At 32.2% G+C, this 15265-nt stretch carries 15 protein-coding genes and 2 pseudogenes; 4 read left to right on the top strand and 13 right to left on the bottom strand.

Annotation, left to right across the window (positions count from 1 at the left end):
• Positions 1–2: 2 nt before the first annotated feature.
• The 11 genes and pseudogenes from MKX37_RS15880 to MKX37_RS15930 all read right to left on the bottom strand — a co-directional run bounded on the left by MKX37_RS15880 (position 3) and on the right by MKX37_RS15930 (position 10332).
• Entirely contained in the window at positions 3–761 is a 759-nt protein-coding gene (locus tag MKX37_RS15880; protein WP_002128193.1) for an ABC transporter permease, read from the bottom strand.
• A 19-nt stretch (positions 762–780) separates the two neighbouring features.
• Positions 781–1611 carry an ABC transporter permease gene (locus MKX37_RS15885; RefSeq protein WP_002128195.1) on the bottom strand — a complete coding sequence of 277 codons (831 nt, stop codon included), beginning with the start codon at positions 1609–1611 and terminating at the stop codon, positions 781–783.
• Positions 1608–2342 (bottom strand): ABC transporter ATP-binding protein, encoded by a 735-nt coding sequence (locus MKX37_RS15890; RefSeq protein ID WP_001058380.1) that lies wholly within the window; start codon positions 2340–2342, stop codon positions 1608–1610. Before MKX37_RS15890 ends, MKX37_RS15885 begins: the two co-directional genes overlap by 4 nt.
• A 115-nt stretch (positions 2343–2457) precedes the next feature.
• A complete protein-coding gene (locus MKX37_RS15895; RefSeq protein WP_002128197.1) occupies positions 2458–3066 on the bottom strand; it encodes a flavoprotein in 609 nt (202 codons plus the stop codon).
• A 25-nt stretch (positions 3067–3091) separates the two neighbouring features.
• Entirely contained in the window at positions 3092–4447 is a 1356-nt protein-coding gene (locus MKX37_RS15900; RefSeq protein WP_002167992.1) for a lanthionine synthetase C family protein, read from the bottom strand.
• A gap of 17 nt (positions 4448–4464) precedes the next feature.
• Positions 4465–6348 carry an ABC transporter ATP-binding protein gene (locus MKX37_RS15905; protein WP_002128199.1) on the bottom strand — a complete coding sequence of 628 codons (1884 nt, stop codon included), beginning with the start codon at positions 6346–6348 and terminating at the stop codon, positions 4465–4467.
• On the bottom strand, positions 6320–9535 hold the full coding sequence (locus MKX37_RS15910; protein WP_078207028.1) for a lantibiotic dehydratase: 3216 nt from the start codon (positions 9533–9535) through the stop codon (positions 6320–6322). The genes MKX37_RS15905 and MKX37_RS15910 overlap by 29 nt, the downstream gene beginning before the upstream one ends.
• 86 nt (positions 9536–9621) lie before the next feature.
• Entirely contained in the window at positions 9622–9762 is a 141-nt protein-coding gene (locus MKX37_RS15915) for a gallidermin/nisin family lantibiotic (RefSeq protein ID WP_000606628.1), read from the bottom strand.
• A gap of 49 nt (positions 9763–9811) precedes the next feature.
• On the bottom strand, positions 9812–9952 hold the full coding sequence (locus MKX37_RS15920; protein WP_000606628.1) for a gallidermin/nisin family lantibiotic: 141 nt from the start codon (positions 9950–9952) through the stop codon (positions 9812–9814).
• A gap of 49 nt (positions 9953–10001) precedes the next feature.
• Positions 10002–10118, bottom strand: a pseudogene (locus MKX37_RS15925) (gallidermin/nisin family lantibiotic); the annotation flags it as partial.
• A gap of 73 nt (positions 10119–10191) precedes the next feature.
• Positions 10192–10332: a gallidermin/nisin family lantibiotic gene (locus tag MKX37_RS15930; RefSeq protein WP_000606628.1), complete on the bottom strand. Its 141-nt coding sequence runs from the start codon at positions 10330–10332 to the stop codon at positions 10192–10194.
• Between the two features lie 241 nt (positions 10333–10573).
• On the opposite strand from MKX37_RS15930, the gene MKX37_RS15935 reads away from it, so the two are divergent.
• Genes MKX37_RS15935 through MKX37_RS15950 form a run of 4 tightly spaced genes read left to right on the top strand, consistent with a single transcriptional unit; the run spans position 10574 to position 14404 of the window.
• Positions 10574–10747 carry a hypothetical protein gene (locus MKX37_RS15935; protein WP_001030236.1) on the top strand — a complete coding sequence of 58 codons (174 nt, stop codon included), beginning with the start codon at positions 10574–10576 and terminating at the stop codon, positions 10745–10747.
• Positions 10722–11690: a polyprenyl synthetase family protein gene (locus tag MKX37_RS15940; RefSeq protein WP_002128202.1), complete on the top strand. Its 969-nt coding sequence runs from the start codon at positions 10722–10724 to the stop codon at positions 11688–11690. Before MKX37_RS15935 ends, MKX37_RS15940 begins: the two co-directional genes overlap by 26 nt.
• Positions 11683–13824, top strand: coding sequence for a sensor histidine kinase (locus MKX37_RS15945; RefSeq protein WP_078422361.1), 2142 nt, complete (start codon positions 11683–11685; stop codon positions 13822–13824). Before MKX37_RS15940 ends, MKX37_RS15945 begins: the two co-directional genes overlap by 8 nt.
• Complete coding sequence (locus MKX37_RS15950) at positions 13796–14404, top strand: response regulator transcription factor (RefSeq protein ID WP_002128205.1); 609 nt, start codon at positions 13796–13798, stop codon at positions 14402–14404. The genes MKX37_RS15945 and MKX37_RS15950 overlap by 29 nt, the downstream gene beginning before the upstream one ends.
• 418 nt (positions 14405–14822) lie before the next feature.
• On the opposite strand, the pseudogene MKX37_RS27485 reads toward MKX37_RS15950, so the two are convergent.
• Both MKX37_RS27485 and MKX37_RS15955 read right to left on the bottom strand, forming a co-directional pair.
• Positions 14823–14957 (bottom strand): annotated as a pseudogene (locus tag MKX37_RS27485) (serine hydrolase domain-containing protein); the annotation flags it as partial.
• Entirely contained in the window at positions 14944–15198 is a 255-nt protein-coding gene (locus tag MKX37_RS15955; RefSeq protein WP_242476675.1) for a MerR family transcriptional regulator, read from the bottom strand. The gene MKX37_RS15955 and the pseudogene MKX37_RS27485, both read right to left, overlap by 14 nt.
• Positions 15199–15265: the final 67 nt, after the last annotated feature.

The following is a 15265-nucleotide window of genomic DNA, read 5'->3' on the forward strand; positions in this document are numbered from 1 at the left end:
TATTAACATGTAAATTCTTTTTTATTCCAAATGCTTATACAAACGCTAACACTAATAATCATGATACCTAGAATCAGGACGTATAAACTGTTACTTCCTGTGCTGAGAGCATGGAAGATACTTTGAACGGATAATAAAAAGAACGATAACTGACTTATGTACAAGCAGCCGATGTAAATTCCAATCAGAAGGAAAAAGCTAATAACTGCATTTGAAATTATGATACTTATTAAACTAGCAATAGCTAAACCACACATTTGAATAATAAAAAACAATCCATATACTTGTACCGTATAGAATATTGCTTCTATAGAGGTCTTTTGTTGACCGTAGAAAGTAAAAGCATCATCTGCTTTAAAAAACACCAACCCAAGTACTATGCCAATAAAAAGAACAACAAATAAGTAGAGTAATACCATTACAGAAAGAGAAAACCATTTTGACATAAGAAAGGTTAATCGTTGAAAAGGCCTAATTAAAAATAGACGATATGCTCCTGAATTGTATTCTACATTTAAGCTATTCAAGAAACATACAGGCATGAAAATCAAAGTAATTAAGAAAGAAGATTCCTTTAATAAAAACCATGAAAAATTCCAAGAATTTAGTGGCACTTGTTGCCCATCATTATAAATCCCAACCCCATAGTACTTCAAAAACCAAGCTTGAAGAAAAACAATAACAGTAAAAATCCCCAACATCCATTTACTTTTTTTCTGATTCCATAGTCGTTCCCATTCACTTATAACTAATGCTTTCAATTGAACTCCCTCCTAGTTTTCAAATAAAATAATCTCTTTTCACAAATGACAAGTATGCGAACATTCCAAATAAGAAAATATAAATCGCTTCCACTATAACAATGTAAATGTTTATACTATTACTTGATGAAAGTAGAAATGCTATACCTGTATGCTGAATTTTAACGATTGACATGTACATAAGATGTAGTACAGTATTAGCGCTAATTATCGTTTGGCTAGAGAATTCTAAAATCTGTGGAATTGCAATAGCAAAGAAAATAAAGGCCACCCCTGATCCAAGAGTGATCATCGTACTTCTACTTAACGCCCCTATTAATGTAAATACAGAAACAATACAAATCATAGTAATGAAACATGCAAAGAAATACTTTAAGTTATATAGTATCGCCCCTGCAATAGAAACCTTGGTTTCATCTATAAATGTTATTAATGTATCTACTTTTGGAAAGAATAAATAGCCTGCTATGGAATTAAAAATCCAAAACAAAGTTAAATATAGGAACATGGTAGTTAATATAGTAGCAAGCTTAGCTACAAAAAGTTGTGAGGTAGAAAATGGACGAATCAAAATCATTCTTAATTGTCCATTTTCTACTTCATGCGCTATAACAGTAGAAATCAGTATTATAGCGATAATATTAAACGAAACCACAAGATGCTCAGAAATACTTATTATAGGAAAATTTAAAGCAGTAACGTAATCTGGTCTTCCAGGAGAAGTATGTTGATTCCAGTTTAGATAATATTTAACTGACGCAACTACCATTAAAGGTAAGAAAAACAAGATTATCCAAGTTATTTTTTGCGTCCAAAGCCTTTCAAATTCAGAAATAAAAAGCCCCCTCATGATGTCATCATCTCCACAAACACATCTTCCAACCTTTTTGTTGGATCTGTAATTAACTCTTCTTTCCTTCCTTGGGTGATAAGCTTTCCATTTCTAATTATGACAAGGCGGTCACACATTTGCTGAATTTCATCTAGTAAATGGCTTGAAATAAAAAAGGTTAAATTTTTCTTTTCACGAAGTTCAAGAATTAATTCCCTTAGCTCTCTCATGCCCATAGGATCCAGACCATTGGCTGGCTCATCTAATAAAATAACATCTGGATCACCTAGAAGAGCTTGTGCAATCCCGAGTCGCTGTCTCATTCCTAATGAATAATTTTTAATTTTCACATCTGCATCGTCAGTTAACCTTACAATAGATAGTATTGCTTCTACTTGTTCCAATTGTTCTTTTCGAGAAAGAGCAGGGTATAATCTCGCTAAATTTTGTAGCATTTTTCTACCCGTCATATACGGGAAGAATATTGGTGATTCGATAATTGCGCCCATATTCATCAAAGCCTGTTGTCTATTTTGATTTACATCTTGACCACTTATTTTTATGACTCCTTTTGTCGGGCGAATTAATCCTGTAAACATACGCATAACAGTTGTTTTTCCTGCCCCATTCGGCCCCAGAAAACCACAAATATCTCCTTTATATATTTTAGTTGAAAAATCATTTACTATTGTCTTGCCACCTACAGTTTTTGTTAAGTGATTTGCTTCTAAAACTATTTCATTATTCATATAAAATCCCTCCTTATGGACTAATATAGAAGACAAATATTAAAAAAAAATAAAGAAAAGAAAAAAAATAAAGAAAAGAATAAAGAAAAGAAAAAAACTCACAAAAATGTGAGTTTTAGTGCATTTCAACCGTTTCATGTACAGTTACTGACTTTCTTTTCTCGAATTCCTTAAAGAGTATATGCAATACTTCTTGATTATTAGGTAAAACATAGTTCGGTTTCAAAGACATAGTCGCAATTTCAAAAGCTGTTGTTTTCAAAGGCGGAATCACTATATGATCATATTCTTTTAAAAGTTTAACATTATTCTGAACTACTTTTTTCTCCCACATTAATTTGTTCATATTAGGAAAAAAGAGAACTGGTTTATCATGAGCAAGAATGACTGTACTTAATAAATCATCAGCTAAACCATGAGCTACTTTTGAAATAGTATTTCCTGTAGCTGGTAATACCATTAGTAAGTCTGCCCATCTAGCCAATTCCACATGACCTGGTTTACCACTTAGGGTAAGTTCCTCATCGATAAATACCTCATTACAATATAATTTCACGGTTTCTGCAGGGATAAGTTTTATTGCACTTTTTGTCATGATAACCTTTACTTCACTAAAATTCGCTTTCAATATAGCTAAATATTGAAAAATTCCAGCTACTGCAATAGAGCCGCTTACTCCTACTAATATTTTCTTAGAATTAAGCAATTGATTCATTTGGTTCATACTGTAACATCCTCTCAATTCTTGATTAGGAAATTAGAAATACTCCGTCCCACCATGGTTCCTCTACTGCGCTTAGACTTAATAATGTTAAAAGTACACCACTTACACCTTCCAATAGTCCTACCTTGTTTAGCTCGTTTGAAGTCTGCTCATTGGATTGTAAGTCTTTAAAGCCAAATGGTGCTTGAGGATCATATGCATCCATTACATAATCTATTAATTTTGTAATGGATTGCATCGATATTTCCCCATCTTCATCTTTTGCCATCCTAATAGACATTTGTAATAATCCCGCTCTTCCATGACAAAATGTTGGAGAAGATAAATCCCATTCTTCCTCACTTTGCAAAAGTGTATCTTGATAAGAACTTAATGCAATTTTCATGGCCTTCTGATCCTTCAAGGATCTCCCAGCCAGATAGAGAGCTCTTGCTACTCCTGGATTTCCATAGCACCAGCCTTTTCGCTTCGGATACACGTGGTATGATTGGTCATTGACCACTTCTTTAAAACTAAGCCTCGCAGGCCACGAACCTTCATCTTGCCATTTTATTAGCCAATCTATCATTTTACGAATCGCTTGCTTTTGTCCAGGAACTTCAATTCCTTGTTCGATAGCCAACGCCATCAAGGAAAGTGGGCCAGGCATTCCATGAGCATGGCCGCAATTGAAATTCCCATCCGGAAATAGTATCTTATCTGTTTCCAAAAACTGATTGGTGTACGGTACGTACCAACCAGGTAGAACTTCTCCATTCACCTCAATGTCATTAGACATATTAATAAAACAATTGAGAATTTGTTTGAGTGCTTCCAAATTTGATTCAAGTTGAATATTTTGCAGTAAATAACGCCCTACTCCAGTAGCACCTTGGATTGTATCGTACATAAATGGATGAACACCACATTCTTCTTTCCCGTAGTTCAATACAAGATGTAACTGCGAAAGTACAAATTCATTTAACTTTTGTAAAAATATATGATATCTTTCATAGTTACGCGAAGCATACGATGTCGCATACGCAATACCAGAAACACCGCCAAACATAGAAATACTATTCACACCTTGTTTTTCTATTGCCTTTTGTATTTCTACCAAGTGACTATGTGCAATAAGATCCCATCCCTCTTTTGGAAACTGTCGATCTAATTCTGCAAATAACATTATAGTACCTGGATAACCATGGGATAAAGTAATGGGGTCCCATGGATGAAGTGTTCCTCCATTTGGTATATTATCAGGCTCCATAACAATTTTTTCTACATACATCGGATCCTTTAATTGCTCTGCTATATCACGAACTAACTTTAATGCTTTATTTCTTTTTTCAATACTAATTCCCTGTAACCAAAATGACTTTTTTTCTGTAGTTAATTGCATATTTTTCTCCTCTCTAATTAAACATTCACTTGAATTTTGGAATAATCTATAAAATTTTTAGCTTGTAACTCAAATAGTCTTGCGTATATTCCTTTTATCTTTAATAGTTCATTATGAGTACCTAGTTCCACGACTCTACCTTTATCGAGGACCATAATTTTTGTAGCATGCCTTACAGTTGAATACCGATGGGATATAAAGAGCCCCATACAATTCTTTGTAATTTCTTTAAAATCTCTAAAAACCTCTTCTTCTGCTTCTGGATCTAATGCGGCAGTAGGTTCATCTAGAATATATAGGCTCGCATCCCTCATGTATGCTCTTGAAATGGCGATTCTTTGCCATTGCCCTCCAGATAACTGAATTCCGTTCGCAAAAGTTTTCCCAAGTTGTGTATCCATTTGGTTAGGCAAACTATTAATCATCTTTAATGCTCCAGATTTTTTAGCAGCAGCTTGTATAGCCATTACTTGATCGGCTTTTTTATAGTCACCATAGCCAATATTATCTTTAACATCTAGTTCATATCTAACAAAGTCTTGGAAAATAGCACTAATCTTATCCTGCCATTCGTTTGTACTGTATTGATGAATGGGTTTTCCATCTAATAGAATAATCCCTTCAAAGTCCGTATAAAGTTTTGTAATTAACTTTACAATCGTAGATTTACCCGAACCATTAGATCCGACAAGAGCCAATGTTTCACCTGGTTTTATGTGAAAATTCACTTTTTTTAATGTATACTCTTTTTGACCAGGATACTTAAAAGAGACATTTATAAATCGAATACCTTTTTCCTCAAAAGAGATGCTATCTAAATAAGTATTGTCTCCATTATTTGAAACATCCCTTTCTTCAGGAACGTCCAAAAATGAGAATAGTTGAGTCATATAAAGATTGTTTTGGTGCATATTAAAAATCATATACATTAATTCATTAGATGTTTTTTGTGTAGTATTTACAGCTTGAAAATAAGCGATAAGACTTCCAATAGCAATAATCCCTGTTACAGCATCCATAACCACCATAAACTGCACAAACATTACAAAAGCCACGCTGATTAATTGAAAAAACAGGTCAATCCTCATCTTTTTTAAAAGCAGACGTCTATCTTGCAGATAAAATCGATTGAACATATTTGAATAATTTTTTAGAAGTAAATTGCCCAATCCAAATAATTTCACTTCTTTTACTGTGATGTCTGTCGTTAGCAAATAGTAGTAGTAAAATTGTTTTCTTGTTTCTTCGGCACGCTTATGACTAATTAAAAAAATTTCTTTTCCAATTTTCATGATTGACCAGGAAGAGATTAGTGGTAATAGAATTAAAATTAGGGTAAACTGCCAGTTCCAAATCATTAAGATACCAGAAATAGAAATCACAGTTATTCCACTTTTTATAATCCCCATAAGTTCTTCAAAAATAGCAAATGGTTTATATGTGGAATCTTGGCGCGCCCTTTGAAGTTTGTTGTAAATTTCTGGGTTCTCGAAACTGGAATAAGGTAATCTTTTTGCTTTTTCTATTAATTTTACATTGATTTTATTAGAAAGAAGATTTCGGTAAAGCTGTTTATATGTTTCCAAAACTGATCCTGTAACACCCGTTAAAATTGTAACTAGTGCAAAGGCTATAAAAAACGGTAAAACATGAGTAAAATAATCATCCTTGTACCCATTCTGGTAGATGTTTTGTACTGTATTAACAAGGTATTGGATTGTCAAAATCAATGCTGCAGGTAATAATCCATTTACAAAATTTAAGGTAAGCACACAGAAGAAATATCCTCTGTGCGTTTCCCATAAAAGTTTAAATAAACCAGGCCAATAATGAAAAGACTTTAAAATATTTGAAAATGATAGTTTCTCATCTTCAGGTGTGTGATTGAGTATCTGTTTCATTCTGATTCCTCCAATATCGCTGGCTTGATAAGATATGCCGCGTAAAGGCAAGTGCTTTTTTTTCTAGTTCCCGATTAGCTCCCAATAGTCGATTACAATGCATATGAATAATTGCTCCCATAATTGTTTGTTGTTTATTCCAGAGCTTGTCTTCATTTTTATATTGTTGAATACTGGAAAAATATTCTTTTAATGATTCTCTCCGAACTAATAGACTTTTATAAATCTCTAGTCCAATTGATGAATTGTAATTACGTAAATTATTCCAATCACCTTCAGGATTTCCAATGTTATTTAATAATTTTCTCATTGGTCTAAATTCATCCATGAATTCATATTTATCTGTATTTCTTTCAATAGTTTCCAATTGTTGTTCATAAGTTAAACCAAAATTCTCCATAATCTCAATTATGTTTAAGGATGCCAGTGCATGTACTGGCAGTTCAGCTTGTTGTCCGATCACATTAAGAAGCATTGTTACTGACCTACTATCGTAATGGAAGAAATTCTCGGCCAATTCTATCAGATACGGACCACCATATCGCTCTATTTCTCGTTCATACGTATCAATCGTCATTTTATGAATAAATCCAGAGTTCATTAAATTATTTGCCCAATCCCTTAAATGAGTAAGAACAGATGCATTCAACTTCTTGGGATCTCCATAAAATCGCAAACGAATATGAGCATCTGGATCACGATATCGCATGAAGAACCATGATTGAGCCAAACCATTTTGTACAATATTATTAGCAAATGATGTCATATATTTTGAAATAAATTCATTCTCTCTTGCTTGTGGAACATAGAGCTTAACATATAGCCATTCACTTCCGGGCAAACGATAAATCATTTTCTCACTAACCATCTCTTTTTTTCCGTCTTCAATAGCTCCTAAACTCTTCCTTTTAGCGACATCGTTCATTTTTTTCAACGGAAATACAACTTCCATTGCATGACTACCCAGCGGGCTGCTAAGGCAATTTTTATTGATGTCATGTAATGATTCTCTCAACTGTAATCTACCCTGCTTAAAAAGTTCATTCTTTAATTCTCGAAGATGAAGAATATTTTCAAGATCAATTAAAATCCTATTGTCACTATACGTCATAAATACATAGCGTGGAACAGCCCATTTCACTCTCCATTTTTCAAATAGGATTAAAAATTCATCATCACTTTTAGGTTTATTTTTCATACCAATAGTTTCTCTATTTAACTTCCAAATTGCAGGAGACAGAATGATATTTTTGTAACGAATCCTTGGATAATAAGGTGAAGATGTCATATTACCCCAATTGAATGTTCTCCAGTGGTCTAAATCATTTAGGGAAACTTCTCTCATAAAGCGATAAATATTAGGGCCACTTTGGTAATTTAGTACATTACCAGCTACCACTTTAATTCTTTTCCCAAATTTTTTAGATTTCAGATAAAAGTTTTCTAATGATGCTCCAACGACAATATCATCAATTGGAATTTGCAAAGTATCTTCATCTCCATTTGTTCCAAGAGTTACAGTTACTTCTCTTGTAGTTTTTCCAATTGCCACATTCGCTGAACGGCCAGTTGCCGGAAGAAAACTTCCCTCTACCATAACGATATCATTATTAAATTGATGGTCAATCTCCGCTTCTTGTTGCTGAATTTCACGTCTAACATTTGGATCTAAGATATCTAAAAATCGACCAAATGTGCTTCCTGCTGCATGAGATCCTGGATTTGGGCTTAGGCATAAATTATACTTTCCATTGTCTAATTCCTCTTGCGAAGTAGCATACAATTCTCCATATACTTCAAATGAATCTGGAGCGTATCGAGTATCTTTTTCTATTCCAATTCTGCTAATTATTTCATCAGTAATTTCAATTTCTTTTTGCTGATTATGAATAGCTTCAATAAGCATATATGATAATTGGACATTACGTTCTTCATCTAAAGGCGGCGTAAAATTTTCTCCATCCCTATTTCCTTTTGGATTTTTATATGTCGCGGGTGCTCCAAGCCCTAATTCCTCACTTAAAAGTTCTACCAATGGAACTTCCCTAGTTGTTCCGTATTTTTCTAAAAATTCAATATGATATTTTTGGAGATGAGGAAATCCAACTCCGCTATCGGCTATGCTCCATAACACTTGAGCTGCTTTACTAACATCATTTGCTACGTTTTTTCCTATAGCTAAATCATGCATATTTAAAGCGAAATCTACTTGAAGAGGCGTTGAAACTTCATAAATCCCCTTCATTAATAGGATAAGATCGTTGTATATAGAAAGCCCCTTTCCAAGCTGTAATTGGTCATAAACAAGTATTAAATCTTTTACCTTCAGTAAATCTTCCCATATTTGATCTTCACCAACTCTTACTTTTAACTTGTCAATCACATAATCAAATGGGGAGTCATATGTAAGTGGCGGTCTTAGCTCAGTTATAAGGTATTCTTGCTCTACCAACTGGAGAATAAAGTTTTCCATTACCTTTATATCTGTGCCTGGATAGTCATTATTCAACTTTTGGAGAAGCTCTTTCACTGTAATATGTGTTTCAGCTAAATCTAAAACTTTCTTAACAACTTCACTATATGTAATTGAAATATTTTCTTTTTTCTCCATATCTTTCTTACGAAGTTGTCCACATTCAGTTGAAAAAGGTAAATATAGGCGGTTTCCGACACGATAAGTAGCATGATTTTTACTAACCATTAAAAATTGGAGAATACAAGGATTTTTTTCAAGTGATGAAACCACTCCCAATAACCATTCCATATCAGGCCGAGTTCTTTTCTTAAATTGTTCAAAATGGCTCATTTCAAGTAAAGATTTTTCTTTAAACTCTCCGGATGCTACCCCGGAAAAAGCTCCAAAAGGTGTTGGGCGTGTTGTCATTCTTAACATATATCGTAATACAGAAGATATTACTTGTTGTGTTTTCCTATTACTTAAATCACCATGTATATATTTAAGAGATTCAAGCAATGAAGGACTTGCAATGGCAATGGCTTCCTTAATGTAATCCATTTCTGCATATTCCCTTAATTTTTCAATCAATAATTCTTGATCCTTAATTTGATATAGTGCGTTAAATGGTAAAAACGGGGATCTAATCATAAAAAATGGTAGAGGTTCAAATATATTATTACATGCGGTTTTATTTGATGTATGAATAGTCTTCCTTTTTTCTGTAATCATTTGGAATCTTCCCTTCTGTTCTAATCAAATATTATAATAGGAGAAAAAGAGGGACACATCTGTGTTCCCTCTTTTTTGGCATTCAATTAGCAACAGAAGCTATTGAATGAACCTGTGTTTCCACAGCCAGGCGTACAAGCTGAAATACTTGTAATTTGTGGATCTACATCACCTGAAGCTGTTGTTACTTGAACATCCAAATCAAAAAGGTTTTTTTCGTTAATCATTTTCTTTTCCCCCTAAAGTTTTTTTAAGACAATATGTCTTATGTAGCAATTAGCAACAGAAGCTATTGAATGAACCTGTGTTTCCACAACCAGGCGTACAAGCTGAAATACTTGTAATTTGTGGATCTACATCACCTGAAGCTGTTGTTACTTGAACATCCAAATCAAAAAGGTTTTTTTCGTTAATCATTTTCTTTTCCCCCTAAAGTTTTTTTAAGACAATATGTCTTATGTAGCAATTAGCAACAGAAGCTATTGAATGAACCTGTGTTTCCACAACCAGGCGTACAAGCTGAAATACTTGTAATTTGTGGATCTACATCACCTGAAGCTGTTGTTACTTGAACATCCAAATCAAAAAGGTTTTTTCGTTAATCATTTTCTTTTCCCCCTAAAATTTTTATTAAGACGTTATGTCTTATGTAGCAATTAGCAACAGAAGCTATTGAATGAACCTGTGTTACCACAACCAGGCGTACAAGCTGAAATACTTGTAATTTGTGGATCTACATCACCTGAAGCTGTTGTTACTTGAACATCCAAATCAAAAAGGTTTTTTTCGTTAATCATTTTCTTTTCCCCCTAAAATTTTTATTAAGACGTTATGTCTTATGTGTCTAATTTATCAGATAAATATCCTAGTAGAATCCGTATATTCCGCAAGTTTATATTGTAAATTCACGCATAATAAAAAAAATATATGTAAATTAAGTATTAAAAATTTAAGGACTATATTGAAAATATCCCATTTTTATTGTATTTTTTTTATATAGAACTAAAATACAGAATATTTGGAAAGAGGGTTATTTTTATGAATAAAGCAATATGGGAATTTTTAATGGAGATGAAAAAAAACAAACTTACCTTTGAAACTTATGAATTATGTCCTTCATTGGAGACACTATCAGTTGAAGAGCGAATTGTATTAGATGAGTATGCAAAGGATTTCCGGGTGAAAATTGATGGTGGAAATCAGTGGGTTTAAAGATTGTTTAATCAATCATATTGATTACCATATCTCCTACCGTAATCAAAGTGATGAATCTGAAATACTTCTACTTATTCAGAAATGTCTTTCTCATAAAGGAAAGGTTTTAAATCCTGAATATTCTGGCTTCTCGTGGGGAGAGCTATATCTAGCTCTTTCTTTTTTGACCAAACGACAACCAATAACAAAAAGAGAATTAGATAAGGCAATGGGGGTTGAATTTATCTTTTTATCAGCGGATATAATAGATGATTTGTGTGATGGAGACGTATTAGATCCATTATATTTTAAAAACGAATATCCTCGTTTTTTGTTAGTTTCTCAATATTTACTTATGCAAGGACTGATATACTTAACTTATAAGACAAAAGATACTGCAACACGAGATCTTCTCCAACAATTGATACATTCGTGTTGTGGAGAATGGAAAGATATCCAATTTTGTTTTTCAATAGATAAAAAAATAATTTTAAGTGAAGAAGAATATATGAAACTTATTGAAAAGAAATCCGGTCTACTCACAGAAATTATCTTTCGAACTATTAATCCTGAAAATAGAATTTTAAAAGAAATTACATCTTATATAGGGATAGCTGGTCAGCTAAGAAATGATGCTAATGATGCCATGACAGATAATAAAAATGACCTTCAGGACTTAAAGGCTTATCTTCCTTTTTTAAAAGCTTATGAATATAGTTGCAAAACACAGGATAATTTTTTTGAAAATTTAACGGATGAACAAATATCTTCGTCACCTGAAGTTCGGGCATTAGTCCGGGATTACATAGAACAATCTGGAGCACTTCACTATTGTCGTATCCTATCTCAACTATATTATAGAAAAGCATTTGCACTCTTAGAAATGCATTTTGTTCTTTCTAAAGACGAAATGACTTATTTTCAAATGATGGTTATGGGCAGAGGTCACTCCTATGCGTAATATTTGGTTCTGTATACCTTTAAGCATTTTATATTTATTAATACTTTTAATAAATACTTACTATTTTCACTCTAGTAATTTTAAAGAAAGCGTTAACTCTTTATTAATTAGTCATTTTTATATGATCAGCGTTATTAGTCTTATTTTTTTTACTATAGGATTAATTAGCTTTTTAAAAAAAAGACAATCTATTGTAGCAAAAAAATTCTTTTCTCTAACATCAGTCTTTGGGATAGCTATTTTAACATCCTTATTATCTAGCTATGATATAAATATTTTTAAAGCTATAGAGGTGAGTAGTATTTTTATACTTTCTTATCTCTTAATAAGTTTTTTCTCTAATTTCCCTGTATCTACCAAACCAAAATATGTAAAAATATTCAACCTTGTATCATTTGTAATTTCAACAGGATTGACAATTATTTATATAATTTTTTGTTGTTTTGGATATATGTCTAACAATAATTTTAGCTTTTTATTTAAAGTTTTACTAATTACTAACCTATTTCTGAGTATTAGCATCTGTGTTTTTCTTGTTTCATTACATTTACGAGAAAATAACCTTAAGGTGAAAAGTCAATTATATATTCTGATTTTTGGTATTATTCTTAGTTTTTTACCTATTGTTCTACTTAATCTGATTCCCGGTCTACTTTTTGGGGAATCTAAAATTCCATTTACATATTGTTTACCTAGTATTATTATATTTCCTTTAACTATTTCTTATTTATTAATAAAGCAAGAAGTTATCGAATTTGAGATTAGAATTTCTAAATGGCTAACAAACTTACTCTTTTACTTGCTCAATTTCTTATTTTTAAATTTTTCGGTTGAGCAATTCATAGATTTGTCACAAAAAGAAATATTTATACTATGCGGCTTAAGTGTATTATCTGTTGTACTCTCTGTATATATATATAAACTTATTCTCTCATTATTTAGGTATTTAAACATAAAAAAGGATGCACAATTAGGTTTACATAAGATTGAGCTTTTTCAAACACTCTCGAAGGAAAAACATGCTAAAGAACTTGCAAAATTAGTCGGACAGCTTATTAACCAGATGTTTAACATTAACGGCGTTTCCATAATATGGAATTCAAATAGTATTTATCATTCATTATATGAGACAGGTATTTTTCAGGATATGGATAAATTTGAGCTGTTTAACCAATTGAATCAACTTGAACAGAATTACTTACTAAAGGAAGGTACTACTCCTATTCATATTCAGTTTGAAAAATACCACTTAATTTGTTTTCCAATACTCATTTACCAAGGCATGCAGGGAGCTATTATTATTGGTGAAAAAAATGATTATACATTATTTAAACCTCAAGAAATTAATGAACTTGAAGAGGTTGTAATAAACTCGGCAAATTTACTATTAAGTGTTAATACCCTCAATAGTAATAAAAAAGAAATTCGAAAAGCAAAGGTAAAAGCTCAAAACTGGAAACAATTTAACTATCAGATTATTCAATCTCTAGAGAATGAAAGGAAAAGGCTTTCGATTTTCTTACATGATGAAATTCTTCAAATTCTTATTTTGCAATTAAACGAAATAAGAATGCTTCAGACCAAAAGAAACTTTTCTATAGACATATTAAATTCAATGGATGAGCAACTTGAAGATATTATCTATAGCATTAGAAAAATGTGTCATAATCTTCACCCTATTATCGTAGAAGATTTAGGTTTAGAAGCAAGTTTACACACACTAAAACGCGAGTTCGAATTAAATTATCGCATTCTCATTCATATACAATTTAATTGCAAATTAAAAATTCTCTCGAAAAATCTCGAAATACAGATTTATCGTATTATAAAAGAGCTACTGAATAATGCTATTAAGCACTCCAAGGGGAATAATGTTCAAATACATATCATAGAAGAAAGAGGCTGCTATGTTTGTACTGTAGAAGATGACGGCATAGGCTTTTGTGTTCCGAACAGTTTTTCTGAATTTAGTACAAGCAACCACCTTGGTCTAATGACCATCCAGCGTCAAATTTCCGAGTTGAACGGAAATTTGAGAATATCTTCTGAAAAAGAACATGGAACATTAGTCACATTTACCATACCAGTAAATTGGGAGGAAAATAATGAGTATACATACACTACTAGTGGATGACCATTTGTTGGTTATGCTAGGCATCCAAAGACTACTAGAATCTGAGGAAGATATTGAGGTGATTAATACCGTTCACGATCCTTCCATATTAATTAAAACTGTGGAAGATACCCGTCCTGATGTAATTGTTACAGACATCAGGATGAAGCAGTATAATGGTATTGAACTTACAAAAGATTTATTGTCAAAATTTCCGGATGTAAAGGTTGTAATTCTATCAGGATATGATCATGAAGAATATTATAATGCGGCCTTTGAAGCTGGAGCAAGTGCATACATTACGAAAGAAAGATCAGCATTTGACCTAGCTAACGCAATTCGTCAAAGTCACATGGGATATATACTATTTTCTAAGAATCAGATTATGGGAAATAATATTGAAGCACTAACTTCTGCTGAACAAAGAATATTACTCTTAATCTCAAAAGATAAAACAAATTATGAGATTAGTACGGACCTTTCAATCAGTAAAAGAACTGTAGAATATCACATTTCTTCAATTATTAGAAAACTGGGTGTAGATTCAAGAGTTGGAGCAGTCGTAAAAGGGATTAAAAAAGGATTAATTGAAGGTTTTTAAGGATAAGGTGACATTGCAGAACTGTTATGTCTAAAAGTTTATTGATAAATACAGAGACACAGAATCATAGTATATAACCACCAATACCTGCAAATGAAGAAATAGGACTCATGATTGGGTCCTATTTCTTCATTTGAGATAACTTTAACCAGATAAAAATTACAATCTTTTATTATATTCATAAATTCCCTCCCCATTATATTTTAAATTCATTCTGTATATGTTCCCACCACATTTCTCTCAGGCTGGAAAAGCAAAATCTTGCTCAAAATGAAAACACGCCATCCTTTCCTATGATTCTACAGAAAGAATAGCGTATTTTTTTATTTTAGGGAGGATTTTATTTTATTAGCTTAATAGCGCTGGATTACCGTCAAAGTTCCAAAAACCTCAAAATTTATCCGTTTTTCCTTTTTACCTACTTACCAAATTCAGCAAGTAAAATATTTTTAAAAGGATTAGGACTGTCAGCTCTACCCAAACTGTTCAAACTGACGGCCAACGTATGCTTACCTCCAAGTATACCTCCAGCAAAAGTACTAAATCCTGGTATTCATATTGTTTATTATATTTCTCTTATTTATTACTAAATCAATTTCTTCAATTGAAAAACCCATATCTTTACAAAAGAAGATTTGGCTAATTCTTTGTAGGTCTTCATTTCCATACAATCTATAGTTATTTTTACCTACCTTTGGCTGAACTAATCCTTTTTCTTCATAGAATCGAAGTATTTCTTTCGTAGTATTAAAAATCTTAATTACATCACTTTTAGTTAACTTATAGCTATCCATCTAATTATATTGCCTCCTATAAGGAATAATGTTCATACTATAAACTATGTGGTTACTTCATAGTCAA

This window comes from Bacillus sp. FSL R5-0709, from assembly GCF_038004785.1.
GTDB lineage: Bacteria > Bacillota > Bacilli > Bacillales > Bacillaceae_G > Bacillus_A > Bacillus_A mycoides.